The sequence below is a fragment of the Aeribacillus composti genome (assembly GCF_007827555.1).
Lineage (GTDB): Bacteria > Bacillota > Bacilli > Bacillales > Aeribacillaceae > Aeribacillus > Aeribacillus composti.
Genome location: NZ_VISS01000007.1, coordinates 86629 through 112232, shown reverse-complemented (window position 1 = coordinate 112232; position 25604 = coordinate 86629). Strand labels below are relative to the sequence as shown.

24 protein-coding genes and 1 pseudogene are annotated in these 25604 nt (G+C 39.3%); 22 read left to right on the top strand and 3 right to left on the bottom strand.

Features of this window, described 5'->3' with window-relative positions:
• Positions 1-101: 101 nt before the first annotated feature.
• The 7 genes from FB379_RS05650 (at position 102) to FB379_RS05620 (ending at position 8565) form a co-directional block, all read left to right on the top strand.
• The gene (locus tag FB379_RS05650; protein WP_063389218.1) at positions 102-956 is read left to right on the top strand and encodes a 3-hydroxyacyl-CoA dehydrogenase family protein; all 855 of its coding nucleotides are present in this window, start codon (positions 102-104) and stop codon (positions 954-956) included.
• A 22-nt stretch (positions 957-978) separates the two neighbouring features.
• A complete protein-coding gene (locus FB379_RS05645; RefSeq protein ID WP_130158386.1) occupies positions 979-1758 on the top strand; it encodes an enoyl-CoA hydratase/isomerase family protein in 780 nt (259 codons plus the stop codon).
• A 160-nt stretch (positions 1759-1918) separates the two neighbouring features.
• Positions 1919-3472 carry a class I adenylate-forming enzyme family protein gene (locus FB379_RS05640; protein ID WP_130158388.1) on the top strand — a complete coding sequence of 518 codons (1554 nt, stop codon included), beginning with the start codon at positions 1919-1921 and terminating at the stop codon, positions 3470-3472.
• A 70-nt stretch (positions 3473-3542) separates the two neighbouring features.
• The gene (locus FB379_RS05635; RefSeq protein ID WP_144597363.1) at positions 3543-3725 is read left to right on the top strand and encodes a hypothetical protein; all 183 of its coding nucleotides are present in this window, start codon (positions 3543-3545) and stop codon (positions 3723-3725) included.
• Positions 3726-4285: 560 nt separating this feature from the next.
• A complete protein-coding gene (locus FB379_RS05630) occupies positions 4286-6004 on the top strand; it encodes an acyl-CoA dehydrogenase family protein (protein WP_158640169.1) in 1719 nt (572 codons plus the stop codon).
• 731 nt (positions 6005-6735) lie between these two features.
• A complete protein-coding gene (locus FB379_RS05625) occupies positions 6736-7959 on the top strand; it encodes an FAD-dependent monooxygenase (RefSeq protein ID WP_063389213.1) in 1224 nt (407 codons plus the stop codon).
• A gap of 33 nt (positions 7960-7992) precedes the next feature.
• On the top strand, positions 7993-8565 hold the full coding sequence (locus FB379_RS05620) for a hypothetical protein (RefSeq protein WP_144597359.1): 573 nt from the start codon (positions 7993-7995) through the stop codon (positions 8563-8565).
• A 290-nt stretch (positions 8566-8855) separates the two neighbouring features.
• Here the strand turns inward: FB379_RS05620 and FB379_RS05615 are convergent, their stop codons facing one another.
• From FB379_RS05615 to FB379_RS05605, 3 genes are all read right to left on the bottom strand, one after another.
• Positions 8856-10124: a phenylacetate--CoA ligase family protein gene (locus FB379_RS05615; protein WP_094245183.1), complete on the bottom strand. Its 1269-nt coding sequence runs from the start codon at positions 10122-10124 to the stop codon at positions 8856-8858.
• A 118-nt stretch (positions 10125-10242) separates the two neighbouring features.
• Entirely contained in the window at positions 10243-11013 is a 771-nt protein-coding gene (locus tag FB379_RS05610; RefSeq protein WP_063389210.1) for an IclR family transcriptional regulator, read from the bottom strand.
• A gap of 14 nt (positions 11014-11027) precedes the next feature.
• Entirely contained in the window at positions 11028-11828 is an 801-nt protein-coding gene (locus tag FB379_RS05605; protein ID WP_063389209.1) for an IclR family transcriptional regulator, read from the bottom strand.
• Positions 11829-11966: 138 nt separating this feature from the next.
• Here FB379_RS05605 and FB379_RS05600 point away from each other — a divergent pair, with 138 nt between their 5' ends.
• The 15 genes and pseudogenes from FB379_RS05600 to ftsX all read left to right on the top strand — a co-directional run bounded on the left by FB379_RS05600 (position 11967) and on the right by ftsX (position 25586).
• Positions 11967-12917, top strand: coding sequence for a fumarylacetoacetate hydrolase family protein (locus FB379_RS05600; RefSeq protein WP_094245184.1), 951 nt, complete (start codon positions 11967-11969; stop codon positions 12915-12917).
• Positions 12914-13393 carry a DinB family protein gene (locus tag FB379_RS05595; protein ID WP_094245185.1) on the top strand — a complete coding sequence of 160 codons (480 nt, stop codon included), beginning with the start codon at positions 12914-12916 and terminating at the stop codon, positions 13391-13393. Before FB379_RS05600 ends, FB379_RS05595 begins: the two co-directional genes overlap by 4 nt.
• Before the next feature lie 24 nt (positions 13394-13417).
• On the top strand, positions 13418-14530 hold the full coding sequence (locus FB379_RS05590) for a cupin domain-containing protein (RefSeq protein WP_063389206.1): 1113 nt from the start codon (positions 13418-13420) through the stop codon (positions 14528-14530).
• Positions 14531-14800: 270 nt separating this feature from the next.
• Positions 14801-15043 carry a reverse transcriptase domain-containing protein gene (locus FB379_RS18730; RefSeq protein WP_066249849.1) on the top strand — a complete coding sequence of 81 codons (243 nt, stop codon included), beginning with the start codon at positions 14801-14803 and terminating at the stop codon, positions 15041-15043.
• A gap of 60 nt (positions 15044-15103) precedes the next feature.
• A pseudogene (locus tag FB379_RS18725) lies at positions 15104-15334 on the top strand (group II intron maturase-specific domain-containing protein); the annotation flags it as partial.
• Between the two features lie 363 nt (positions 15335-15697).
• Positions 15698-16042, top strand: a complete 345-nt coding sequence (flaG, locus tag FB379_RS05580; RefSeq protein ID WP_063389205.1) for a flagellar protein FlaG — start codon at positions 15698-15700, stop codon at positions 16040-16042.
• A 15-nt stretch (positions 16043-16057) separates the two neighbouring features.
• Positions 16058-17536, top strand: a complete 1479-nt coding sequence (locus FB379_RS05575) for a flagellar hook-associated protein 2 (protein WP_066249845.1) — start codon at positions 16058-16060, stop codon at positions 17534-17536.
• A 56-nt stretch (positions 17537-17592) separates the two neighbouring features.
• Positions 17593-17994 carry a flagellar export chaperone FliS gene (gene fliS / locus FB379_RS05570; RefSeq protein ID WP_063389203.1) on the top strand — a complete coding sequence of 134 codons (402 nt, stop codon included), beginning with the start codon at positions 17593-17595 and terminating at the stop codon, positions 17992-17994.
• Positions 17994-18347, top strand: coding sequence for a flagellar protein FliT (gene fliT, locus FB379_RS05565; RefSeq protein WP_066249842.1), 354 nt, complete (start codon positions 17994-17996; stop codon positions 18345-18347). The genes fliS and fliT overlap by 1 nt, the downstream gene beginning before the upstream one ends.
• 172 nt (positions 18348-18519) lie before the next feature.
• Positions 18520-19071, top strand: a complete 552-nt coding sequence (gene hpf, locus FB379_RS05560) for a ribosome hibernation-promoting factor, HPF/YfiA family (RefSeq protein WP_063389201.1) — start codon at positions 18520-18522, stop codon at positions 19069-19071.
• A 187-nt stretch (positions 19072-19258) separates the two neighbouring features.
• Positions 19259-21769 (top strand): preprotein translocase subunit SecA, encoded by a 2511-nt coding sequence (gene secA / locus FB379_RS05555; RefSeq protein WP_063389200.1) that lies wholly within the window; start codon positions 19259-19261, stop codon positions 21767-21769.
• Between the two features lie 137 nt (positions 21770-21906).
• Positions 21907-23008, top strand: a protein-coding gene (prfB, locus tag FB379_RS05550; protein WP_144597357.1) for a peptide chain release factor 2 whose coding sequence is annotated in 2 segments (ribosomal slippage) — positions 21907-21978 and positions 21980-23008 — 1101 coding nt in all. Because the reading frame shifts where the segments join, the coding sequence is not laid out codon by codon here.
• Positions 23009-23369: 361 nt separating this feature from the next.
• Complete coding sequence (gene cccB / locus FB379_RS05545; protein WP_063389198.1) at positions 23370-23702, top strand: cytochrome c551; 333 nt, start codon at positions 23370-23372, stop codon at positions 23700-23702.
• A gap of 314 nt (positions 23703-24016) precedes the next feature.
• A complete protein-coding gene (gene ftsE, locus FB379_RS05540) occupies positions 24017-24703 on the top strand; it encodes a cell division ATP-binding protein FtsE (protein ID WP_063389197.1) in 687 nt (228 codons plus the stop codon).
• Positions 24696-25586: a permease-like cell division protein FtsX gene (gene ftsX / locus FB379_RS05535; RefSeq protein WP_144597355.1), complete on the top strand. Its 891-nt coding sequence runs from the start codon at positions 24696-24698 to the stop codon at positions 25584-25586. Before ftsE ends, ftsX begins: the two co-directional genes overlap by 8 nt.
• Positions 25587-25604 lie beyond the last annotated feature (18 nt).

Genomic DNA, 25604 nt, shown 5'->3' with positions numbered 1-25604 from the left:
GAAGCTTTTTCCGTATTTTGTAGGTGTTTATTTCATTTTATATTTTCTATAATAATTTACAGAATATTAATAAAGTTATGTTTTTAAAAGGAGTTGTGACTATGACGATATCTAAAGTCGGGGTAGTTGGAGCAGGCTCGATGGGAAGCGGCATCGCCAATTTGGCCGCCATTTCAGGATTTCAAGTTATCTTGCATGATGTCGAACAAAAATTTCTTGATAACGGCTTATCAAGAATAAATAAATTTATGGAAAAAAGCGTTGCAAAAGGAAAAATGACCGAAGAGCAAAAAAAGGAAGTTTTGGAACGAATTCAAGTTACGACAAATTTGGAGGATTTTAAACAGGCTGATATTGTGATTGAAGCTGTTATAGAAGATTTGGAAGTGAAAAAAAGCGTTTTCGCGAAATTGGATCAAATTACATCTGACCATGTGATTTTGGCAACAAATACTTCTTCCATGTCCATAACAGAGATTGCGTCTGCAACGAACAGGCCGGAACGCGTCGCAGGAATGCATTTCTTCAATCCTGCGCAGATCATGAAATTAGTGGAAGTTGTTCGAGGATATAAAACAAGCGATGAAACAGTAGTAGAACTGAAGGAATTTGCGAAAAAGCTGAATAAAGAGCCGGTGGAAGTGAAAAAAGACACTCCAGGATTTATTGTCAACCGTATTATGATTCCGCAATTTATTGAAGCGATTAAGCTGCTCGAAGAAGGGGTAGCTACAGCGGAAGATATTGATAAAGCGGTTACGCTCGGGCTGAACTATCCTATGGGGCCGTTCACACTTCAAGATTTTGCCGGTGTTGATATCGGCTACTACGTAATGGAATATATGAAAAATGAGTTTAATGATAATCGTTTCGCACCTCCAATGCTTCTAAAGCAATTAGTAAGAGCAGGAAGACTTGGAAGGAAAACAGGAGCCGGTTTTTACGACTATGACTAATCATGAGAATGGAGGACTGAAGATGAGCTTGGAATTTTTAACATGCGATATTGAACAGCATGTAGCAGTTGTCACCATCAACCGCCCGCCTGTCAACCCGCTGAATTCAAAAGTATTTAAAGAGCTTGTAACCGTTTTTAACGAGCTGGAAGAAAACAGCCAAGTAAGAGTCATTATTTTAACAGGCAGCGGTGAAAAAGCATTTGTTGCCGGAGCAGATATTAACGAAATGGCTGATCTCGATCTTGTTGGCATGATGAATATGAACCGTGTGTCAAGGGAAGCTTTTTCAAAAATTGAAAACGCATCCAAACCTGTCATTGCTGCCATTAACGGTCTTGCTTTAGGCGGAGGCTTAGAGCTTGCATTGGCTTGTGATCTGCGGATTTGCTCGGAAAAAGCTAAATTTGCTTTCCCTGAAGTCGGTCTTGGCATTATTCCTGGCGGCGGAGGCACCCAGCGTCTGCAAAAAATTGTCGGTCAAGGCATTGCTAAAGAATTACTTTATTTTGGCGACATGTTTGATGCTAACAGAGCGTTGGAGCTTCATATAGTGAACAAAGTTGTACCTGGCGAAGAACTGCTGGCAACTGCCAAACAATGGGCAGAAAAGCTAGCCCAAAAACCGCCTGTAGCTCTTCGTATGCTGAAAATAGCTGTCAATGCTGGCAGCAATGCTGATCTGGAAACAGGATTGACCCTTGAAGCATCTAGTTTTGCCAATGCCTTTTCAACAGAAGATCGAAAAGAAGGATTGAAAGCGTTTGTAGAAAAGCGCAAGCCGGTTTACGTTGGAAAATAATAAAAGCGATACAACCGACTTCATGTTGAAAAGGTTATTTTATATAGAAAAAGTCATCGAACAAATCATGTAATTTCACGAAGTGTCCGATATGAAATGACTCAGGATGCTTCGTGTCTTACATGTTTTGAATATTTGCGTAAGAGGAGATGGCGAAGCAATGAACAATTATTTGTTTTCGGTGTACGAGTTGGTAGAACATACGGTGAAAGCCTATAAAGATAAAGAAGTGCTCTATGACCTGAAAAACAGATTGACCTATGGCGAATTTTTTCAAGAAGCTAACCGGCTGGCTGCGGGTTTGAAAAAGCTGGGGATCAACAAGGGAGATCGAGTCGCTGTTTGCTTGCCAAACTGGAACGAAACAGCCGTTATTTTTGTAGCAGCGGCCAAAATAGGTGCAATTCTAGTTCCGTTTAATCCGAAGTATAAGCATCACGAAGTGGAATACATTCTCAAAAATTCGGAGCCAAAAGTGTTGTTTGTAACGGAACAGTTTGATGAAAACATTGGATTTAAGCAAGCGTTCCAAGTTGTAAAAACTTTGATTTCTGTTCGTTTTGAACATCCTGATCTATTATCCTATCAAGAAGTAGCGTCTTCCGCGTCAGAAGATGCTCCAGCTGAAAAGCTTGATGTCAACAACGATTTGTTTTGTTTATTGTATACATCAGGAACGACAGGCATTCCGAAAGGTGTAATGATTAGCCATCGCGCCATTGTTCAATCAGCTAATATTATGGCTAAAACGATTAGATGTACTGAAAAAGATGTGTTTATCGTTCCTGCTCCTTTATTCCATATTTTTGGAATGGCCGTCAATTTGTTTTGTGCGATCTCTTGCGGCGCAAGAATCATTTTGCAAGAGAAATATCATCCGAAGGAAACATTAAAATTAATTGAACAGGAAAAAGTGACGATCAAACAAGGAGTTCCCGCCATGTTTATAAAAGAATTAGAACAAGAAGATTTTGAAGATTATGACCTTTCTTCATTGCGAGCGGGTATTGTCGGGGCATCACCTATTCCACCAAACAAAGTGAAAGAAATTCGGGAGCGGATGGGAATAAACTTGTGCCAATCATACGGAATTACCGAAACAGGATCTGTTACTGCGACTGACTATGATGAACAGGATGAACGAGTGATATTGGAAACTGTAGGAAAACCGATCGAAGGTGTAAAGCTGAAAATTGTAGACGAAAATCGGCAGGAGCTCCCTCCAGGCGAAGTTGGTGAAATTGCCATCCACAGCTTTGGCACCATGAAAGGGTATTACAAAATGAAGGAACAAACAGAGCAGGTTTTGGATAAAGAAGGATGGTTTTATACGGGAGATCTCGGAGTGTTGGATGAAAAAGGAAACCTTCGTTTCGTCGGGCGAAAAAAAGAAATGATCATTCGTGGAGGCTTCAACATTTATCCGCAGGAAGTCGAGGCAGTTTTAACTAAACACCCTCAAGTTGTCGAAGCAGCTGTCATAGGCTTGCCTGATGAAGTAATGGGCGAATCAGTTTGTGCTGTTATAAAGCTGAAAAAAGGCGCAGCTTGCACAGAGGAAGAATTAAAAGAGTTTGTTAAAGCGCAAATGGCATCTTACAAAGTTCCAAACAAAATTATTTTCACAGAAGATTTTCCTGTCACAGCGAGCGGTAAAATTCAAAAGGTAAGACTGAAAGACCAAGTGATGGAAAAATTTAATTTCAATGCGTAAATGGTTCGATGAAAAGAAGAGTTTAAGAACAGCTTATCGGCTGAAACATTGAAACTCCGGCGATTATGATTTGGAAAATATCAGGATATCTTATGAAGCTGAGCATCAATTCCATATAATGTTTCCTGTTGGTTTCTTTACACTGCCGGCCGGCATTATTTATTTAACTCGTCGTAACGGACAGTTTTGCCATGGTATTGAAGTCATTCATGCGTTTGATGTCCATGCTGCGATTTGGAAGCTGGTTTATTGACTGAATAAACGAGTTATAATTTCCGAAAATTCAGATAAAATAACAATATCTCAAATCTATTATTTTTGCTTCCAATCTTTTAAAATTTGAAAACGATTGCAAAAAATGTTCATAAGCGTTTGATGATTGTGCATGCTCATTTGATTTCATTTGCGAGATCCGGATTTTCTTAATCTTTTGGCGGCTCCCTGCTTCTATTCTTGTCTTTTTTCGATATTGCAGCAGCAATTACTTACCTTCCATATAATTTGTCGTCTCTTGATGAGCTTTTCAGCCGTTATTTCGGCTGACTCCGCCTCTTTTTTTGGACGCAAAGGAAAAGTGATGTATGATTTGGAATTTCCCGCTATTCTTTCGTGCCTTTAGCTTTTGTTCTTTCCATTATGTATGTGATGCCATTATGTTTTGTGCTTCTATTCAGCAAGCTTATACAGATGCCGGTGGTTATGGGGACTGTTTTCAGCTTATTGGTGCAAATGCACTTTTCTTGATTTTGCTCTAATAACAGGTGAAGCAGCTTTGGGAGAAAAATGAATGGTAAAAAACAGAGGTGTTATAAAATGGAACAATTTTCAAGCAACCCTTTTTTGAAAAAAGTGATTTCTTTAGATGATATATTTACACCGGAGAATTTTACTGAAGAACATCGCATGATAGCTAGCACTGCATCAGCCTATGTGGAACAAGAAGTTTTGCCTGTTTTGCCGGAAATAGAAAAACAACAATTTGATCAATCGATTGAGCTCTTAAGAAAAGCAGGAGAATTAGGTCTATTAGGATCAGATGTGCCTGAAGAATACGGAGGGCTTGATTTAGACAAAATCAGCTCGGTTATCATCATGGAGGAAATTGGAAAGACGAGATCTTTCTCAACAACATTTGGAGGGCAAATTGGAATTGGCTCCCTTCCGATTGTGTATTATGGAACAGACGAACAAAAGGAAAAATATTTGCCTTACGTAGTTAGCGGCGAAAAAATTGGTGCGTATGCATTGACAGAACCGTCGGCAGGAACGGATGCCTTAAGTATCAAAACGTCAGCACGATTGTCTGATGACGGCAAATACTATTTAATTAATGGCGAAAAACAATTTATTACTAATGCATCTTTTGCAGATTTCTTTATTTTGTACGCGAAAGTGGACGGTGAGAAGTTCACCGCCTTTATTGTCGATAAAAACAGTGAAGGGATTACAATAGGACCGGAAGAAAAGAAAATGGGTTTAAAAGGCTCTTCAACAACACCGGTCATTTTGGAGGATGTAAAAGTTCCGGTTGAAAATGTATTAGGGGAAATTGGCAGGGGACATTTGATTGCGTTTAACATTTTGAATAACGGCCGCCATAAAATATCAGCTGCAAGCCTCGGCATGGCAAAAAGAGCATTGGAGCTCGCCGTTCAGCATGTATCAGAGCGGAAACAATTTAATCGGCCGCTGTCGCAATTTCCGTTAATTCAAGAAAAAATAGCCGACATAGCTGCAAAAATATTTACGATTGAAAGCATGGTATATCGTTCTGCCGGCGAGTTGGATCGGGGATATCAGTACTGTAAAGAAAATAATATACCGTATAGAGATATTTTAAAGCAATTTGCAGTGGAAGCTTCGATCAACAAGGTGTTTGCTTCCGAAGCGCTGGATATCATTGTGGATGAAGCGCTGCAAATGCATGGAGGATACGGTTATATTTCCGAATATGAAGTGGAGCACCTTTACCGCGATTCAAGGATTAACAGAATATTTGAAGGAACAAACGAGATTAACCGGATGATTATTGCCCAAACACTGCTGCAATCAAAAGCGGAATGGCCGGATTTCAGAAAGCTGGATGAAGGTCCATCTGAAGAAATGGCGCAGGAGTGGGAGCTGCTGTCCAACTTGAGAAGGCTCGCGGGACAAGCGATGGAAATGATTTTACAGTCATTTGAAAATTATAAGGAAGAACAAGAAATTTTAGCATGGTTGGCAAATTTGGCCATTTCGATTTATGCAATTGAAAGCAATTTATTTCGAGTAGAAAAATTACTCGCAAATAAAGATCAGAAAAAAATAAAAGAAAAGAAACTATTGGCAAAAATTTTCGCATATGAGGCATCTAGTAAAATCGTGTCAGAAATGTTCAAGTTCAGTGTGTTACACGATGAACAAATAAAGCAGCAAAAAGAAAAATTATTTAAAACGATTCAATCAAGCAACAATGATTTTGTTCATGATAAACGATTGATAGCATCTGCCGTTATAACTGCCGGAAATTATTCAGGCATTCACAAGCTATAATCGATTGTTTCTTACATGGGTGTCCGATAAGTTCCAAAAATAATTCAAGTAGGGCTGTTCAGGAAGTCAATTCTCCATTGAAAACAAAAAATCATAAGCACATATATAACGTTTCTAAAACATTTAAGGGGGCGTCATAAGCCGAAAAAAACGACAGCCCCCTTAATATATTTCGATTTTTGTTTGAAGGGGCTGTCCAAAAAGTCAGGGTTAACTGACTTTTTGGAGCCCCTTCATTTTAGGGACTTATCGGACAAACCATTTTTTCTATCTGTTTATATCCTTCAGAAGTCTTATGAAGGACTTTTCTTAATTACGTTCTCCAAACGTTTTATGACGGACATTCAGCACATACAATTGCTTCTTGTTGAACTTCATTACCTATATGAAGGACATTTGCAAATTTTATTCGATTATTTTGTCCTTCACGGTAGTATTTCTCCCAAATCCTTCATTTTAGAAATTCATCGGACAGCCCCTTTCAGCATGTATGAGCTGATGCCGCAATCCCAAACTCAACATATACCTTATCGAGCTCCCGCAAAGAAAATCTGGCACCTTGCAGACGCGAGGGGCATTCAATTTAAAAAAATAGCAAAGGTATTTTATTTGTCCCGCATAGAGGAACGAATGAGTGACGAATAAAGAAAAAATGCCATTATAATAGAATCATAGTAAGCGTTTCCATCAATCAATCCATCCATTTCATTTATGTAAAGGAGAGATATGTCATGAGCAACAAGCGTACAGTTGTCGTTGTAGGCGCCGGTCCAGTTGGCCTTGTAGCAGGATTGGCACTCAAAAAAAGAGGAATTTCTTCTGTCGTGATTGAAGCAGAGCCGAAAGGGCGGCCAAGACCTGGAAGCCGAGCAATTTATATTCATAACGCAACGTTGAAGCTGCTTGAAAGCATTGATGAAGGACTTGGTTTTGAAATTGCGAGAAATGGTGTTGTCTGGCCGATAAAACGCACGATTTATAAAGGGAAAGAAGTGTACGTAAGAAATTACGGTGTGACGGATACTAGTGATCCGACAACGCTTCCGCCATTTACGTCATTACATCAAAATCATATTGAATCGATTATATATGATTATTGTGAAAAAGCCGGCGTTGAATTTGTATGGGATGCCCCTGTGAAAGAAGTGATTTCAGAAGAAGACGGCATTAAAGTGGTGACAGAAAAAGGGGATGTTTGGGAAGCGGAATATGTGATTGGTTGTGACGGTGCTCGTTCTGTCGTCCGTGAAACAGCAGGATTAAAATTTGAAGGGCCAAGAACAAAAGATACATTTCTTGTCGTTGATGTTGAAGAAGATGAAAATGATCCGCTGCCGCTTGAAAGGGTTTTCCACTATCAGCATCCGGCAATGGGCGGGCGGAATGTGATGTTTGTACCGTTCAAAGGCGGGTGGAGAATCGACCTTCAACTGCTGGAAGACGATAATCCAGATGAATATTCAGAAGTGGAAGGAGTAAAAAAATGGCTTCCGAAAGTTATGGATCCTAAATATGCAGAACGGATTACGTGGGTATCATCATACAGATTTCATCAAGTTGTCGCCAATTCATATACAGACGAAAAACGAAGAGTTCTGTTGGCAGGAGAAGCTGCCCACTTATTTGCACCATTTGGTGCTAGAGGGCTGAATTCAGGGGTTCCTGATGCTTTAATTGCTGTTAAAGGAATTGAAAAGGCTCTTGATGCTTCAAGCGAAGAGAAAAGACGCGAAGCGATTGAAAAAGCGGCAAATGAACGGAGAATTGCAGGCTTGTGGAATCGCAACAGCTCTTCGACTGCATTGCATCACCTGCAAGGAAATTCTCCAGAAATGAATTTAAAAAGGGAAATTGCAGCATCTTTAACAGCCATTGTGCCGAAATTAGGAAGATGGCTTGATGAAGGTCCTTATGGCCCAAAATTTGGTCCGCCTGAATTAACAACAAAATATTAATCGCTTTTGATTTTATATAAAGGGGTGGAAAACATGTCAATTACGCTCATTGAGAACCATGCTTCATATGATTTCAAGCATGAACGAGTCAATCAAATGGCGGATCGTCTGCTAAACATTAACTGGTACCAGCATGTCGGAACAATTCATGATGACGTCCAGAATAAAGCAGAAAAATTTTTGCAATCACTGAATATAGCAAATTACGAAATTAAGTGGATTTCAAAAGATGAAATTGGAAATATATACGATACCATTCGGTTAACTAACAGCTCTTTATGGGAAGCATTGAAGGTGCTGCCTGACAGGCTGAAAGAGAAAATTGATCAATCCGGACAAGAGGAAATTTTGAACGAAATCGTCTATCATTTGCCGGAAGCTGTATTTCATGAAGTCTATAAAGGTGCCTTCAAAACATTTTCAGATGAATCATTCATTCGGTTTTTAGTTGGCCATGCCATGTACATCAGCTTGTTGGCATGCGCATGGGAATTGGTTGCAAATATAAACGAATGGGGAGAAAATCCATTTGCCTATTTAGTTGATATTTTAGAAATGGGACATATTCCATTAGGTTCAAACAACCAAACATTTTATATCATGTAGGGGTTCCATATGTGTGCGGCAGCCATATTTTCGTGCGAAAAGCATGTAAAGGAATCGCTGAAGCTGTTAGATGCACCGCATGTCATAATATTAAGTCATTACACGAAAAAGAAATGCAAGTTTTGTCAGAAAAAAGCCGTTTTTAAGTTTGAAGAATAAAATTATGCAAAATAGCAGCCTTGTCTTCTTACAAATGAAGCAAGGCTGCTTTATTTTTTTGAGATAAGAAAATCTGAGCTTTCCTTATCCTTTTTTAGTTATATAGAAAACGTTTTCAAAAATATATGTGTTTATCTTTTTTTTCGATTGTCCACAACCCTTCTTGCTTTCATTGTAAAGCGAGGCAGCTCGTTGTCTGGAACTTTTTCAACTTGGATTCTTAAACCGACTCGTTCTCTCAATTTTGTTGCGAGGATAGGCACGATTTGTTCAGAATCGCATTCAATTTCCACTTTGATTTGATCCATCTCATTTTCTGTGTAGTACACGATGCGAAATTCTTTCACTTCTTTGAATTCGCGAATAATGGATTCAATGGAAGACGGGTAAATGTTAATGCCCCGTATTATGACCATATCGTCTGCGCGTCCGAGAATTCCTCCAGGGAAAAATTGATAGGAATTGCCGCATTCACATTGCTGATCAGACCGGATTACGATATCGCCTGTCCGATAGCGAATAACCGGATAGCTTTCTCTTCCTAAATTGGTTAATACTAATTCTCCTTTTTCACCAACTTCCACCGGCTCCAACGTGTTAGGATTGATCACTTCTACAATAAACTCCGATTCATTGACATGAATCCCTTTTTGTTCTGAACAAGAATAACCGTATGCTCCCATTTCTGTCATGCCTACGTGGTCATATAAAACGGCTCCCCACAAACTTTCAATTTGCTTTCGTGTAGAAGGGACAGAGCCTCCAGGTTCACCAGCCGTAATGATTTTTTGGACAGGGCCATTTTTAATATCAATGCCGTTTTCTTCTGCTACTTCCGCCAGATGTAAAGCGTAGCTTGGAGTACAGACTAGTACTGTTGCTCTGTTTTCTATCATGCTTCTCAATCGCTCAATCGAAGTTTGGCTGCCGGATGAAATCGAAAGGGCACCTAATCGTTTTGCTCCTTCAAATGCAGCCCAAAATCCAATAAAAGGACCGAACGAAAAGGCGAAAAATACTCTGTCTTTTTTCGTAACTCCGCTGGAGCGATAAACTTCCAGCCAGCATGTTTCCCACCATTCAAAGCTTTTTTTTGTGTCTAAAATTTTCAGCGGTTTCCCTGAAGTGCCGGAAGTTTGATGGTATCTTACATATTCCTCTAAAGGGTATGAATGGTTTTTGCCGTATGGAGGATGATTGTTTTGATCATCGACCAATTCCTTTTTCATTGTGAAAGGAAGCTTTTTCATTTCTTCCAAAGATTGCAGCGGAAGCTTTAAACCGGCAAGTTTTTCTTTATAAAATTCATTATGATTCAAAACAAAATGTAACAATCGATTCAGTTTTTGCAATTGCAGCGACCTAAGTTCGTTTTCTTGTGTTTGTACTGTATGAACCATGAATATTCCTCCCTTTTAGACTTGTAGCTAGTTTCTTATCATAGTGAGAAAAGAAAGAAAAAGGAATATTCTAGTTCTTTTATACAAAACAAAAAATTCAAAATTTTAAAAAATGTACTCATTTTCCGTCGATATAACCTAGATGCTCTGATATGCTTTTAGCTGCTTGCGTAATATGTTCAATAAAGACTGGAAACCGATCATCTGTCATTCTGGCAGTTGAGCCAATCATGGATAGTGAAGACACCACTTTGCCGGAATAATCGCGAATTGGTGCTGCGATCCCGACATACCCGACATAAAATTGGTCTTTTGATATGGCAAATCCTTGTTTTTTAATTTTTTTTAACTCATTTTTTAAAATGTCTGGATCGGTGATCGTATAGGGAGTGTATGCATATAATTTTTTCGACAAAACTTTTTCAATTGTTCGTTTGTTTTGATAAGCCAGAATGCATAACCCTTCACTTGTGCAATGAATCGGATTTTTCCGCCCTATATATGTTAACAGCCGATCGGGCTGGCTGCTTTCAATTCGGAACAAATACACTACTTGATCCTCTTCCAAAAGACAAATATGTGCGGATTCATTTAATGTGTGAACAAGCTTTTTTACAATGGGCAGCGCTTCTTTGTACAACTCATGATTGCTGAAAATCACGCCTCCTAATGTTAGAATCGAAAGGCCTAATCGATACTTGTTTGTCCGGGGATTTTTTGATAAAAATCCTTCCTTTACAAGCAATGAAACAAGGCGATGGGCGCTGCTTTTGGAAATATTTAATTTTTTTGATATTTCGGTAATCCCTAGCTCTTTTTGTTTATGTGTAAAAAGACGCAGAATTTTCATTGCGTTCTTCACAGATGACAGCAAATATTTTTCGCTCATGTTAGTCCTCCAGTCTAGTCGTCATTTCCGAACAATTGCTTCGTTTTTCTCTGTTTTATTAATTCAGAAATTCTTTCTCCCGCATTCACCACTTTTTTTATAAGCTGCTTGATGTTAATGGAATTGATTCGCTTCGTAGAGCCGGTAATGTTCACTGCTGCAACCACTTTGTTATGTTCATTAAAAATGGGCGCACCGATTCCGATGATCCCTTTTTGGAACTCTTGATTGCAAACGGCGTAGCCTTCTTTTTTTATTTTCAAAAGCTTTTCTTTTAATTGCTCGGGTGAAGTGATCGTGTTCGGACCGTATTTTTTGAAGGGCTGCGAGCAAATTTTCTCGATTACTTCTTCGTCTTCAAAGGCTAAAATGGCTTGACCGGGACTTGTGCAGTAGACAGGATTCCTTCTGCCGATATGGGTATATTCTTTTTTTGAAGGATACGTGCATTCAATTTTTTGCAAATAAATAATTTCGGTGCCTTCTAATATGGAAATGTGCGAATTTTCGCCTGTCTCCTCTGTTAAAACATTTAGAACCGGCGTCGCCTCATTTAAAATTTTCAATTGGGAGCTAACGATGCTTGTTAATGTCAAGATCGAAGCACCTAAACTGTAATGGTTTGTGTTTATATCTTTGTATACAAATCCTTCGCTGGCTAAGCTTGTTAAAAGTCTGTGGGCAGTGCTTTTTCCGATATTTAGCTTTTCGGCTATTTCTGACACACCCAGTTCCGGTTCGTCCATTGAAAAGCTTTTCAAAATTTTTAAAGCGTTTTCAACGGAAGAAATTCTTTTTTTATTTTGAGAAGCCATCCATATCACCTGTAAAAAATTTTTTGATTGATGAGGAAATCCATTTTTGTTCTGTATATAAGAAAAATAATGTATTTTTAGATTTTTTTCAATATTAAGATGGTAACAAGACCATAATCAATGAAAGGGGTTTCAATAGTGAAACTGATCACGTTTACAGAACAAGGCGTCACACGCATCGGTGCAATTGAGGATGGAAAAGTGATTGATCTGCATGCCGCATTTGAAAAAAAGCTGGAATCGGAAGGGAAATTGCGCTTCAAACAAATTGCTGAGGCGTATGTGCCGGCAGATATGAACGGATTTTTACAAGGCGGAAAGGAAAGCTTGGACTATGCAAAAGAAGCAGTTGCATTTGCTTTAAAACATGAAAAATATAAAGGAAAGCAGCTTGTGTTTTCCAAAGAAGATGTAAAAGTGGAAGCACCAGTGCCATCGCCGGGGAAAATGATTTGCGTAGGCCATAACTACAGGGAGCATATTTTGGAAATGGGAAGAGAGATTCCTCCATATCCTGTAGTTTTTGCGAAATTCGCGAATACTGTCATCGGACCGGAGGATGACATTCCTCATTATCCAATTTCCGATCAGCTGGATTATGAAGCTGAGTTTGCTTTTGTGATTGGAAAACGGGCGCGCAATGTTTCCCAAGCAGAAGCATTGGATTATGTTGCAGGCTATACAATTGTGAATGATGTGACTTACCGGGATCTTCAACGCCGTACGCTGCAATGGCTTCAAGGCAAGACAGTGGATGGAAGCGCTCCGATGGGACCGTGGTTAGTAACAACCGATGAGCTGTCAGATCCTTCTGGTCTGGAAGTAGTCTTAACGGTTAACGGTGAAGAACGTCAGCGTTCTAACACGAAAAATCTTGTCTTTTCCGTACAGTACTTGGTTGAATTTCTATCTGGACTTATGACCCTTGAGCCGGGAGATGTCATTTTGACAGGAACTCCAGGAGGTGTTGGTGTAGCAAGAGACCCTCAAGTATTTTTAAAAGATGGAGATGTTGTCCGCATCGAGATAGACGGCATCGGTGCATTAGAAAATAAAGTGAAAAAAGTGACGGGGGAGATCAGCGAATGACTAATATGAACGAAGCGATTGAAAGCATAAAACAATCCATTGACCAAATGATTGAAACTACAAAAAGTCTTTCAGAAGAGACCATTCGTTGGAATCCATCAGAAGAAGAATGGTCCATCATGCAAATTCTTTGCCATGTTGAAGAAGCGATTCCATACTGGTTAAACGAAATTGAGCGGCTGCTTGAGTCGCCGGGTACAGAATGGGGAAGAGGACTTACGGATGAAAACAGGCTTGCTGCTGTTGCTAATACAGAAAAACGTGAAGTTTCAGACGTGCTAAACAAGCTTGAAAACGTAAAAGATCAAGTGGAAAAAGTGTTGAGCAAGCTGTCAGAAGAAGATTTAAAATCAGAGGCCCCGAGCCGCAATCCTCGTTTCGGAACAAAACCGATGTCTTTTATTGTCGACCACCTGCTTGTCGAACATGCAAGCAAGCATTATAGCCAAATTCAACGTAATTTATCAAAGCTTTAAAAGAATAGAGGAGGTTAGTTCATCATGGCGGAAAAAAATGAGTTTTTTAAAAGTAAAATTGTCCGAGATTTCACAAAAGATATTGAGCAATACCATCTAGGACCGCTTTGGGATGCTATTCCAGATTTAATGCATCGCCAGCCAACTCCGCAAGCTGAAGCGTATCTTTGGAAATGGAAAACCCTTTATAAAAAATTGATGGAAGCAACTGAAATTTTTACTCCTGAGCGCGGCGGGGAAAGACGGGCGATTTATTTTCAAAATCCTGGATTGACTTATCGAAAGCCTTGGGGATGGGCATCAACAACACAAACGCTTTATGCTGCCGTACAATTAATTCTTCCCGGTGAAGTAGCGCCTTCGCATCGCCATTCGCAAAGTGCGCTGCGCTTTATCAGTCAAGGAAAAGGCGCTTATACAATTGTGCAAGGCGAGCGGATTTTTATGGAGGAAGGCGATTATCTCATTACTCCGAAAGGGCTTTGGCATGGTCATGGACATCCGGGTGATGAGCCGATGATTTGGATGGACTGTCTTGATATTCCAACTATCTATTCGATTGGCGGCACGTTCTTTGATCCTTATCCAGACGGAATTGAACAACCGAAAGTTCCTGATAATTACTCATCGCAAAGATATGAAGGTGGCATGGTTCGTCCAATTTCTGACCGTGAACCAAAAATCGCTCCGTTAGGGTCTTATAAATGGAAGCAGACTGAAGCAGCTATTCAAGGTTTAAAACGCTTTGATCCAGATCCGTACGATGGATATGCGGTTGAATATATCAATCCTTCAACAGGCAAACAAGCCAATCCGACGATTTCCGCTTGGATGCAATTGCTTCCAAAAGGGTTTCATTCAAAAGCTCACCGTCATACGCACTCGACTATTTACCATGTCTATAAAGGATCTGGGTACAGTATTATCAACGGTGTGCGCTTTGATTGGGAAAGCGGCGATTTCTTCGTTGTTCCGAATTGGGCGTGGCATGAGCATGTTGCCGAAAAAGATTCTTACCTGTTCTCTGCGAATGATTTGCCGATTATGGAAAGATTTGATGTGGAACGTGAAGAAGCTTATGAAGAAAATAATGGATTCCAACAAGTGACCGATGAATTTCAACCTGTATTCGTTTAAACTTAGCAAGCATAATGGAGCAGTTGACGGTCCAAATTAAAACTGAACCTTTTGACGAGGTTTTCAAAACCCCTTTTTCACAAAGCTATTGTTGAAAAAGGGGTTTTGTTTTTTAGCGCGCCCAGCTAAGGTGTAATGGAAGATGGACAGTTTCATAACACCGAAAAGGGTACCCCGCAGGGCGGAGTCATTTCGCCTCTTTTAGCGAACAGCTACCTGCATTATATGGACACGATATGAAAGAAGAAGTTCCTACACTTAGGAGAACTGGTGCGATACGCAGATGATTTCGTGATCATGTGTCGCACGAAAAACGAGGCGCTGGAGAGCATTCAAGTACTAAAAGCCATCATGAAGAAACTCGACCTTGAAATCAACACAGAGAAATCCAAACTGGTCAGCCTATGGGACGACACAAACGGATTTGACTTTCTAGATCTACACCATCGGAAATTTCCTGTGATGAACAAGGGTGGCTCGAAAGTTTATGTCATGTCTCACATTTCCAAGTAAGAAAGCCATGAAGAAAATGAAAATGAATTTAAGGAATATACGAGTCCAAGGAACAAGCGATTTATGGACATCAAAGAACTGGTGAAAGGGCTCAATCGAATTTTACAAGGATTTAAGAATTACTACAGTATTTCGTCCATCGCCAAGAAGTGGCTAAATAAAGTGGACTGGTATGTATTAGAAAGACTTACTCTGTACTGGAATAAGAAGAAGAACCAAAGGAAGAAACATGCGAGAATGAAAGAAGTTATAAAATTAACACAAGGCTTATTAGTGAAATTAGCAAGTTAGACAAGAACGAAAGCCAAAGGAAGAACGTCGGAAAGCCGTATGAGGGAAAACCTCACGTACGGTTTGATGAGGGGAAGCTGAGAGCAAAAGAGACAGCATAGGCTGTCCCTTTGAAAACAGTTTTCTACTCTACTAGTAAATTGGAAGCCTTCCCCATCTTAAACGACCTAAGCTTTTAGAAGAATAAAAAATGGTTGTGTGGATTTTAAGCAGCCCTTCAGCTTACCGATTTCATAAACTCAATATTTTAAAAATTAAGAAATCATTTCAATAAAGTTATGAATGTTTTGTCAAAAGATGCTAAAACAAGGCAATTTTTTACCGATAAATAAAATAGCAAGAATTCCTCGGAGGAGAAGGAATATGGGAATACAAAAGATAACCGGTGTTAATAATAATGCTTTTTTGCAGGATATGCAAGGAAAAGAGGAAAAATTGTCAATGCCTGAAAACCAGCAGCCTGTCCAAGAAGAAGAAAAAAAAGCTAAAGTTACGCTGGAGGAAGCAATTGAGGATTTGAACAATTTTTTGAAGCCGATTAAAACATCGATTCAATTTGTACTTCATGAAGAACTGAAAGAATATTTTGTACAAGTTGTCAATGTAGAGACGAACGAAGTCATCAGGGAAATTCCTCCGAAAAAAATGCTTGATATATATGCGGCAATGGCAGAGCTGATGGGATTAATCGTGGATCGGAAAATTTAACTAGGGGTGGAAAAAATGCGAATTGTCGGTTTGGCAAGCGGAATGGACATTGACGCTCTCGTAAAAGATTTAATGAAGGCGGAAAGAATTCCGCTCGATAAAATGGTCCAACAAAAGCAAATTTTTGAATGGCAGCGCGACAGCTACAGGGAAATCAACAAGCTGTTGGACGAATTGGACAGATTGATTTTTGACGGCGTATACAGACTGTCGAATTTCCGACAAAAAAAAGTGACGAGCTCTGATGAGTCAGCTGTTGTGGCAAAGGCAATCAACGCTTCAGCTAATACGTCAACAGCGATTGAAGTCCAACAATTGGCTAAGGCTGCCACATATAGTGCAGCAACGTTAAATAATTTTACATCTGGTGCAAGAACGCTAAAATTTGAAGTGACCGATCCAGGTTCAACAGAAACGAGAGAAGTGACGATTAATATTGGTGAAAATGATACGCTTGATGATGTTATCTACAAAATCAACAGCTCAAATCTAGGCGTTACGGGGATGAAATTAAAGGATTCATCTGGTGTGGAAAGGCTCGTTTTAACGAATAATAAAACAGGTGAAGGCGGAACGATTAAAGCTGCCGATAGTGAAACATTTGATTTTTTGCAAAGCCTAGGTTTTTCACTTGATGATACAACGTTTAACCTAATCCCCGAAACTGCGGGTCAAAATGCAAAAGTTAAAATCAACGGCTACGAAACTGTCCAAACATCTAATACGTTTACGATTGCGGGGATTGAATATACAATTAAAAATGTAACGACAAGTCCTGTTACGATTTCTACATCAACAGATGTTGATGCAATTCTCGATACTATTGTAAAATTTGTTAATAAATATAATGAAGTGATTGAAAAGATTAATGGCAAATTAACAGAAGAGCGCTTCCGGAATTTTCCTCCCCTAACGGATGAACAAAAAGAGGAAATGACGGAAAAGCAAATCGAGCTGTGGGAAGAAAAAGCGAAAAGTGGCCTTCTTCGCGGCGATGCGATTTTAACAAGCGGTCTTAATCAAATGCGGTTGGATTTATATTCTCCTGTCGCCGGAGATACTTTGAAAGGGTTTAAGCAGCTTACGGATATTGGGATTTCAACAACAGCCAATTATTTGGATCGAGGCAAACTTACAATTGATGAAAATAAACTCCGGGAAAAAATTCAGGAAAATCCAGAAGCGATCTATAAACTATTTATGTCTGACGGCGAATCTTACAATGATAAAGGGATTGCCCGCCGTCTCCGCGATTCTTTGAAAGGTATGATGACAAAAATCAAAGACAAAGCGGGAACGTCTTTGTCTACAAATGACCAGTTTACGATTGGAAAAAACTTAAAAGATTTGGATAATCGAATCAATGCCTTTCAAGATCGGCTTATACAAATCGAATCAAGATATTATCGGCAATTTACGGCAATGGAACAGGCGATTCAGCGGGCGAACCAACAGTCAGCATATTTGATGCAATTATTTGGAGGCGGCGCTTAATCGTCTGCCTTTACTATTTACTTTTTAATGGATATGATATCTGAGGAGTGTCTTAAATGGCAATGAACAATCCTTATCAATCTTATTTGGAAAACAGCGTACAAACTGCATCACCGGGTGAACTCACGTTAATGCTTTATAACGGGTGTTTAAAATTTTTAAAGCTTGCGAAAAAAGCAATAGAAGAAAAATCTATCCAACAAAAAAACGAAAATTTGCAAAAAGCACAAAGAATCATTTGTGAACTAATGGCCACGCTAAATATGGATATTGAGATTTCTAAAAATATGTACGCACTGTATGAGTACATGAATCGACGGCTTGTTGAGGCCAATTTTAAAAACGATGTCACCATTATTGAAGAAGTGGAAGGATATGTGACAGAGTTCAGAGATACGTGGAAAGAAGTAATCCAAATCAACCGGAAACAGCGGCATAGTGAAGGCGGACAAGCGTAATGGACGAAGTGGAAAAATTGTTGGAAATAACGGAAGAGTTAGTGGAATTGACAAAACGGTCTAAAGATCAACATCGCGACCGTGATCAAGTGATACAAAAAATAGAAGACTTGCTAGCAAAACGGGAGGAGTTAACAAAAAGCATGAATCCTCCCTTCACGCCCAAGGAGAAAGAAGCAGGAAGAAAAATTATCCAATTGAATCAAATTCTTGTTGAGCAGCTTAAACTAATAAAACAAGAGATACAACATGATATCGTCAAGATGAAAGCCCAGAAAGAGATGACAAAAAAATATATGAACTCTTATGCGAATGCCACTATTGATGGCATTTTTTATGATAAGAAAAAATAGCAATATATGTACAAAAAGACACGATCATGTAGCGATGGATGAAAGTGTGAAAATCGTTTTCCCCGCTCATCAGCATTCATAAAATGTTCACGATTTTTTTTATTTTGTGAAAGGAAAAACGAACGAAACATCGAACTATATATATATCCCTTAATAAAAGGAGGAGCTCAATATGAAATACAACATTAGAGGGGAAAACATTGAAGTAACTCCAGCATTAAGAGAATATGTACAAAAAAAGTTATCTAAACTTGAACGTTATTTTGATAATGGAGTACAAGCCGATGCAAATGTGAATTTAAAATATTATAATGACAAAGAATCTAAAATTGAAGTAACGATTCCAATGACGCATTTAGTGATGCGTGCTGAGGAATATCATGAAGATATGTATGCTGCGATTGATCTTGTCGTTGATAAGCTTGAACGTCAGATCCGCAAGCATAAAACAAGAGTAAACCGGAAGCTTCGTGAACAACAAGTTGATGCTAAATATTTCATCAATGCGGAAACGAATGATGACACTGATGTGAATGAAGAGGATATCGAACTTGTAAGAACAAAACGGTTCAATTTAAAGCCGATGGATACTGAGGAAGCTATTTTGCAAATGAACATGCTCGGCCATAACTTCTTTGTTTTTACGAACTCTGATACAAATAGAACAAATGTTGTCTACCGCAGAAAAGACGGCCGCTATGGATTAATTGAACCGAATGAGTAAAATTTATTATATAAAAAAAGTGCAGCCTACCTTGGCTGTACTTTTTTTACCTTCAAGCAAATAAAATGTAGACAAATGGGACGGGTTTATGGAAAGACTTTCACACAGCAAAAGTTGTACGCTTGGAAAAGCAGTGATAAAATTTAAAAGAAACTAAAATAATAAAATAAATTAAGGAGCGTTAAAGATGCTTGGACTTTTAAATAAAGTGTTTGATCCGAATAAACGCACTTTAGCTCGTTATGAAAAAATAGCTGAAAAAATAAATGCTCTCGGTCCAGATATGAGAAAGCTTTCTGATTTGGAATTGAGGTCAAAAACAGCTGAGTTTGCGGAACGGCTTGAAAAGGGAGAAACACTCGATGATCTGCTTGTGGAAGCCTATGCAGTTGTAAGAGAAGCCGCTCACAGAGTGCTCGGCCTGTATCCATATAAAGTACAGCTTATGGGAGCTATTGCCCTTCACGAAGGCAATATTGCGGAAATGAAGACAGGTGAAGGGAAAACATTAACCTCAACGATGCCTGTTTACTTAAATGCGTTGACGCGGAAAGGCGTTCACGTCGTTACCGTCAATGAATATTTGGCAAGCCGGGACGCAAAAGAAATGGGCAAAATTTTTGAATTTCTCGGCATGACTGTTGGTTTAAATTTAAACGGTATGTCAAAAGAGGAGAAAAAGGCTGCTTACGAAGCTGATATCACCTATTCAACAAATAACGAACTTGGGTTTGATTATTTGCGCGACAATATGGTTTTATACAAGGAACAAAAAGTGCAGCGCCCTCTGCATTTTGCGGTAATCGATGAGGTAGACTCCATTTTAATTGATGAAGCAAGAACTCCGCTTATTATTTCTGGACAAGCACAAAAATCCACCAAACTGTATATTCAGGCAAATGCTTTTGTCAGAACGCTTCAAAAGGATAAAGATTATACTTATGATGAAAAAACGAAATCCGTTCAACTTACAGAAGAAGGGATTGAAAAAGCGGAGCGTGCTTTCCATATTGATAATTTGTTCGATTTAAAAAACGTCACACTAAACCATCATATCAGCAATGCGCTGAAAGCCCACGTCGTCATGCATAAAGACGTTGATTATGTTGTTGAAGACGGACAAGTGATCATTGTAGACCAATTTACCGGACGGTTAATGAAAGGCCGCCGTTACAGCGACGGTTTGCATCAGGCAATCGAAGCGAAAGAAGGCCTTGAAATTCAAAATGAAAGCATGACGTTGGCAACGATCACGTTCCAAAACTATTTCCGAATGTATGAAAAGCTGGCGGGAATGACAGGTACTGCGAAAACAGAAGAAGAAGAATTTCGCAACATTTATAACATGCAGGTTATTACCATCCCGACAAACAAGCCGGTTATCCGCGAAGATCGTCCGGACCTCGTTTACCGTACAATGGAGGGGAAATTTAAAGCGGTTGTAGAAGACATCGTTCAGCGGCACATGATTGGTCAGCCTGTTCTAGTAGGTACAGTCGCGGTTGAAACATCTGAATTGCTTTCTAATATGCTTAAGAAGCGGGGAATTCCGCACAATGTGTTGAATGCAAAAAACCATGCAAAGGAAGCAGAAATTATTGAACAAGCCGGACAAAAGAATGCTGTGACGATCGCGACAAATATGGCCGGACGGGGAACGGATATAAAGCTCGGCGAAGGCGTAAAAGAGTTGGGTGGATTAGCTGTCATCGGCACAGAACGCCATGAATCCCGAAGAATTGACAATCAGCTGAGAGGACGTTCTGGACGTCAAGGAGACCCGGGTGTTACGCAGTTTTATTTGTCAATGGAAGATGAACTGATGCGCCGATTCGGTTCAGAAAGTATGATGAGCATGATGGATCGGCTTGGAATGGACGATTCCCAGCCGATTCAAAGCAAAATGATTACCCGTGCTGTGGAATCGGCGCAAAAACGGGTGGAAGGAAACAACTTTGATGCGCGGAAGCAGCTTCTTCAATATGATGATGTGCTCCGTCAGCAGCGTGAAATTATTTATAAACAAAGAGATGAAGTGCTTGAATCTGAAAATCTGCGAGAAAATGTTGAAGACATGATTCAACAAACGATTACCCGTGTTGTACAGTCATTTACGCCTGAAGAAGAGCTTCCGGAAGACTGGAACCTTGAAGGATTAGTCGACTGGGTAAAAGCAAATATTTTGGATGAAGCAGATGACTTTAATGTAAATGACCTTCGCGGAAAAGAATCGGATGAAATCATTGATATCATTTGGGAAAAAGCGAAGAAGCGTTATGATGAGAAAGAAGCTGCTTTTGGCGAGGAAAACATGCGTGAATTTGAACGAGTCATTGTACTCCGCGCCGTTGATACAAAATGGATGGATCACATCGATGCAATGGATCATCTTCGCCAAGGCATTCATTTACGTGCATACGGACAAACCGATCCGCTTCGTGAATATCAATTGGAAGGCTACACAATGTTTGAAAACATGATTGCGTCCATCCAAGAAGAGGTTACAAAATATATAATGAAAGCTGAAATTCAAAACAATTTGGAACGTCAGGAAGTGGCGGTCGGCGAAGCCGTGCAGCCGAAAGAAGGAGACGCCCAGACGAAAAAGAAACCAGTCAGAAAAGCAAAAGAGGTTGGCCGCAACGAGCCATGTCCGTGCGGAAGCGGCAAAAAATACAAACATTGTTGCGGAAGATAACGATTTTAAATAGAATGGGTGTGGCGAGATGTCAGTCTCGCCTGTCCCATAAATTTTTTAACTAATGTATAAGTGGACAAAGCGAATCTGCAAAAATATAGTATACTGTGCAAAAAATTTTTAGAGGTGATGGACTAATGGATTTAGTAGAAATTCGGAATGAACTGGAGAAAATGGCTAAACGATTAGCGGATTTTAGGGGGTCTCTTTGACTTAGAAGAGAAGGAAGCACGCATAAAAAAATTAGAGGAGCAAATGGCTGCGCCAAATTTTTGGGATGACCAGCAAGAAGCTCAGAAGGTAATTAATGAAGCAAACGCCTTAAAAGATCTTGTCGGAGAATTTAACCATTTAAATGAATCATATGAAAATCTTCAAGTAACTTACGAGCTTATTAAAGAAGAGCCGGATGATGATTTGCAAAGAGAGCTTGAATCCGAATTGAAAAAATTAACGAAGGAATTGAATAATTTTGAATTACAGCTTCTTTTAAATGAGCCTTACGATAAAAACAACGCGATTTTAGAGCTTCATCCGGGAGCAGGAGGGACGGAATCTCAGGACTGGGCATCTATGCTCCTGCGAATGTATACGAGATGGGCGGAAAAGAAAGGATTTAAAGTTGAAACGATCGATTATCTTCCGGGTGATGAAGCAGGAATAAAAAGTGTAACGCTGTTAATTAAAGGACACAATGCATACGGTTATTTAAAAGCGGAAAAAGGAGTCCATCGGTTAGTGCGCATTTCTCCTTTTGATGCATCAGGCCGCCGCCATACTTCCTTTGTTTCCTGCGAAGTGATGCCAGAATTTAATGATGAAATCGATATTGAAATTAGAAGCGAGGATTTGAAAATTGACACGTACCGTTCAAGCGGTGCGGGAGGGCAGCACGTAAATACGACCGACTCGGCGGTGCGGATTACACATTTGCCAACTGGAATTGTCGTGACATGCCAAACGGAGCGCTCTCAAATTAAAAACAGAGAACGAGCAATGAAAATGTTAAAATCTAAGCTATACCAATTAAAAATTGAAGAGCAGGAAAAAGAATTAGCGGAAATTCGAGGAGAGCAAAAGGAAATTGGCTGGGGTAGCCAAATCCGTTCTTATGTCTTCCATCCATATTCATTGGTGAAAGATCACCGGACAAATGTCGAAATCGGCAACGTTCAAGCTGTAATGGATGGGGAAATTGATGCATTTATTGATGCATATTTAAGAGCAAAATTGTCTTAAGGCTGTTATGAAAAGGATGATGACTCGTTTACAAAAGATGAGCGAATAGAAATGTGATGCGGAAAAATGACGAAGAAAAACTGCCCTAAATCCCATTTGATTAGAGAACTTGTGGGGCTGTCCAGAAAGGCAAAATCCATTGAAACGAAACATCATAAACATTGATATATCAACATTTCTAAAACATTAAAGGGGCGTCTATAAGGCGTAAAAACGACTTATTAGACACCCTTTTTCTTTTTTATCAATATTCAAGTTATTTTCACAGGATTGTCAAATGTTGGTCAATTTGTTTCAGATTGAAACCTCAATAATTAGGTTATAATATCTTCGAGACTAATTGGCGAAGGGGGATTTCGCAGTGAAAAAGTTCTTGATCTTAGTATTTGGTCTTTCACTCGTATTAGCTGCATGCGGGGGCGGCGGGAATGACCAAGAAAGCGGAACAAATGGCGGAACAGATCAAGCTGAGAATACTGCATCTGCAGAAGATCTGATAAAACAAAATTGTACAAGCTGCCATGGACAAAATCTTGAAGGTGCTTCCGGTCCGAGTTTACAGAAAGTTGGAAGCAAATATAGCAAAGATGAAATAAAAGATATTATTTTAAACGGCAAAGGCGCTATGCCAAAAGGTTTATTGAACGATAGCGAAGCAGATGTTGTCGCTGAGTGGCTTGCAGGACAAAAGTAACATAAGAAGCGAGGGGACATGATCACCCTCGCTTTTTTATGCTATAGAAAAAAATAGCAGATAATAGAAAATTTTGTAGTTTTTTTTACAAGAATTTTAAAAATTTTCCCTCGAAATATGATATTGAAACAAAAATGTAATATGAAAAAGTCTATTTTTGACGAAAAATGATGTTATAATGTTTTTTGTGGGAAGGATGTAAGATTTGTTTTCTGCTTCATAATTAATAGACGAATAGAAAATAACATTAGTTTCAAGTTATAAAAATTTTTTTGACTAAGTACTGAAATAATTCAATGACTTCAGGTGATAGCATGATCGAAATGAAGGATGTTTATAAAACCTATTCGAATGGTGTTTTGGCCATTAACGGTATTTCAATAAAAATCAATCAAGGCGAATTTGTATACATCGTAGGTCCTAGCGGTGCTGGAAAATCGACATTTATCAAATTGATGTATCGGGAAGAAAAGCCTACAAAAGGCAGTATTGTCATAAACGGTATACAACTAGAAAACCTAAAAGAAAAAGAAGTGCCGTATTTGCGGAGAAATATCGGGGTTGTCTTTCAAGATTTTAAATTATTGCCGAAATTGACTGTTTATGAGAATGTTGCCTTCGCATTGGAAGTGATCGGGGAAAATCCGAAGAACATTAAAAAGAAAGTATTAAATGTGCTTGATCTTGTGCAATTGAAGCATAAGGCCCGTTCCTTCCCTGACGAATTGTCTGGCGGTGAACAGCAGCGCGTATCAATTGCTAGATCCATAGTAAACAATCCGCCTGTTATAATAGCAGACGAGCCGACAGGGAATTTGGACCCTGAAACCTCTTGGGAGATTATGAGATTGCTAGAGGAAATCAACAATCGGGGCACAACGGTGTTAATGGCCACCCACAATAAAGTGATCGTGAACACGATTCGAAAGCGGGTTATCACGATTGAGGACGGCAAAATTGTACGCGATGAGGCGAGAGGGGAGTATGGTCTTTATGAATAAAACTCTCGGTCGTCATTTGCGGGAGGCGGTAAAAAGTCTTGGGCGAAACGCTTGGATGTCCATAGCCTCTATATCAGCCGTAACAGTGACCCTTCTTTTGGTCGGCACGTTTTTGGTTATTATGATGAATTTAAATAATATTGCCAGCAACATTGAAGAAGATGTTGAAATAACCGTGCTAATTGACAGGACAGCAGATCAAAACGCTCAAAACCAACTTGAATCGAAATTGAAAAATCTAGAAAAAGTAGAGAATGTCCAATTTTCTTCCAAAGACCAGGAGCTGGAAAAATTAATTAAAAGCTTCGGTGAAAAAGGAGAGTCATTCAAGCTATTTGAACAGGATAATCCTTTAAACGATGTTTTTATCGTCAAAACGAAAGTTCCCGAAGATACTCCAGTTGTAGCGGAAGAAATTAAAAAAATGCGCTATGTCGAAAATGTTCAATATGGAGAAGAAACTGTGAAAAAATTGTTTGAAGTTGTCAATGTTTCAAGAAATATCGGCATAGTCTTGATTATCGGGCTTGTGTTTACTGCGATGTTTTTAATCTCAAACACTATAAAAATCACTATATTTGCCCGCAGACGAGAAATAGAAATTATGAAACTTGTTGGTGCAACAAACTGGTTTATACGCTGGCCGTTCTTTTTAGAAGGTTTGTTTTTAGGAGCGCTGGGGGCTGTCATACCAATTACAGTTTTAGTTGTCAGCTACAATAGCTTAGTAAATATTGCCGTTCCTTATATTCAAGGTTCTTTTGTTGAGTTGTTGCCATTTTCTCCTTTTGTTTTTCAAATATCGGCTATCTTATTGTTAATCGGCGTCTTAATCGGCATATGGGGAAGCTTAATGTCTGTTCGAAAGTTTTTGAAAGTGTAGTTTGTCTTAGGCAGCTCT

What these genes read in the sequence shown, in the direction of transcription:
- hpf (WP_063389201.1), top strand. Translation starts at nt 18,520, where the DNA reads ATGAAATACAACATTAGAGGGGAAAACATTGAAGTAACTCCAGCATTA.
- FB379_RS05640 (WP_130158388.1), top strand. Translation starts at nt 1,919, where the DNA reads ATGAACAATTATTTGTTTTCGGTGTACGAGTTGGTAGAACATACGGTG.
- FB379_RS05610 (WP_063389210.1), bottom strand. Translation starts at nt 11,013, where the DNA reads ATGAGCGAAAAATATTTGCTGTCATCTGTGAAGAACGCAATGAAAATT.
- fliS (WP_063389203.1), top strand. Translation starts at nt 17,593, where the DNA reads ATGGCAATGAACAATCCTTATCAATCTTATTTGGAAAACAGCGTACAA.
- FB379_RS05645 (WP_130158386.1), top strand. Translation starts at nt 979, where the DNA reads ATGAGCTTGGAATTTTTAACATGCGATATTGAACAGCATGTAGCAGTT.
- FB379_RS05615 (WP_094245183.1), bottom strand. Translation starts at nt 10,124, where the DNA reads ATGGTTCATACAGTACAAACACAAGAAAACGAACTTAGGTCGCTGCAA.
- FB379_RS05625 (WP_063389213.1), top strand. Translation starts at nt 6,736, where the DNA reads ATGAGCAACAAGCGTACAGTTGTCGTTGTAGGCGCCGGTCCAGTTGGC.
- ftsE (WP_063389197.1), top strand. Translation starts at nt 24,017, where the DNA reads ATGATCGAAATGAAGGATGTTTATAAAACCTATTCGAATGGTGTTTTG.
- flaG (WP_063389205.1), top strand. Translation starts at nt 15,698, where the DNA reads ATGGGAATACAAAAGATAACCGGTGTTAATAATAATGCTTTTTTGCAG.
- FB379_RS05590 (WP_063389206.1), top strand. Translation starts at nt 13,418, where the DNA reads ATGGCGGAAAAAAATGAGTTTTTTAAAAGTAAAATTGTCCGAGATTTC.
- FB379_RS05605 (WP_063389209.1), bottom strand. Translation starts at nt 11,828, where the DNA reads ATGGCTTCTCAAAATAAAAAAAGAATTTCTTCCGTTGAAAACGCTTTA.
- fliT (WP_066249842.1), top strand. Translation starts at nt 17,994, where the DNA reads ATGGACGAAGTGGAAAAATTGTTGGAAATAACGGAAGAGTTAGTGGAA.
- FB379_RS05575 (WP_066249845.1), top strand. Translation starts at nt 16,058, where the DNA reads ATGCGAATTGTCGGTTTGGCAAGCGGAATGGACATTGACGCTCTCGTA.
- FB379_RS05630 (WP_158640169.1), top strand. Translation starts at nt 4,286, where the DNA reads ATGGAACAATTTTCAAGCAACCCTTTTTTGAAAAAAGTGATTTCTTTA.
- ftsX (WP_144597355.1), top strand. Translation starts at nt 24,696, where the DNA reads ATGAATAAAACTCTCGGTCGTCATTTGCGGGAGGCGGTAAAAAGTCTT.
- secA (WP_063389200.1), top strand. Translation starts at nt 19,259, where the DNA reads ATGCTTGGACTTTTAAATAAAGTGTTTGATCCGAATAAACGCACTTTA.
- FB379_RS05595 (WP_094245185.1), top strand. Translation starts at nt 12,914, where the DNA reads ATGACTAATATGAACGAAGCGATTGAAAGCATAAAACAATCCATTGAC.
- FB379_RS05620 (WP_144597359.1), top strand. Translation starts at nt 7,993, where the DNA reads ATGTCAATTACGCTCATTGAGAACCATGCTTCATATGATTTCAAGCAT.
- FB379_RS05650 (WP_063389218.1), top strand. Translation starts at nt 102, where the DNA reads ATGACGATATCTAAAGTCGGGGTAGTTGGAGCAGGCTCGATGGGAAGC.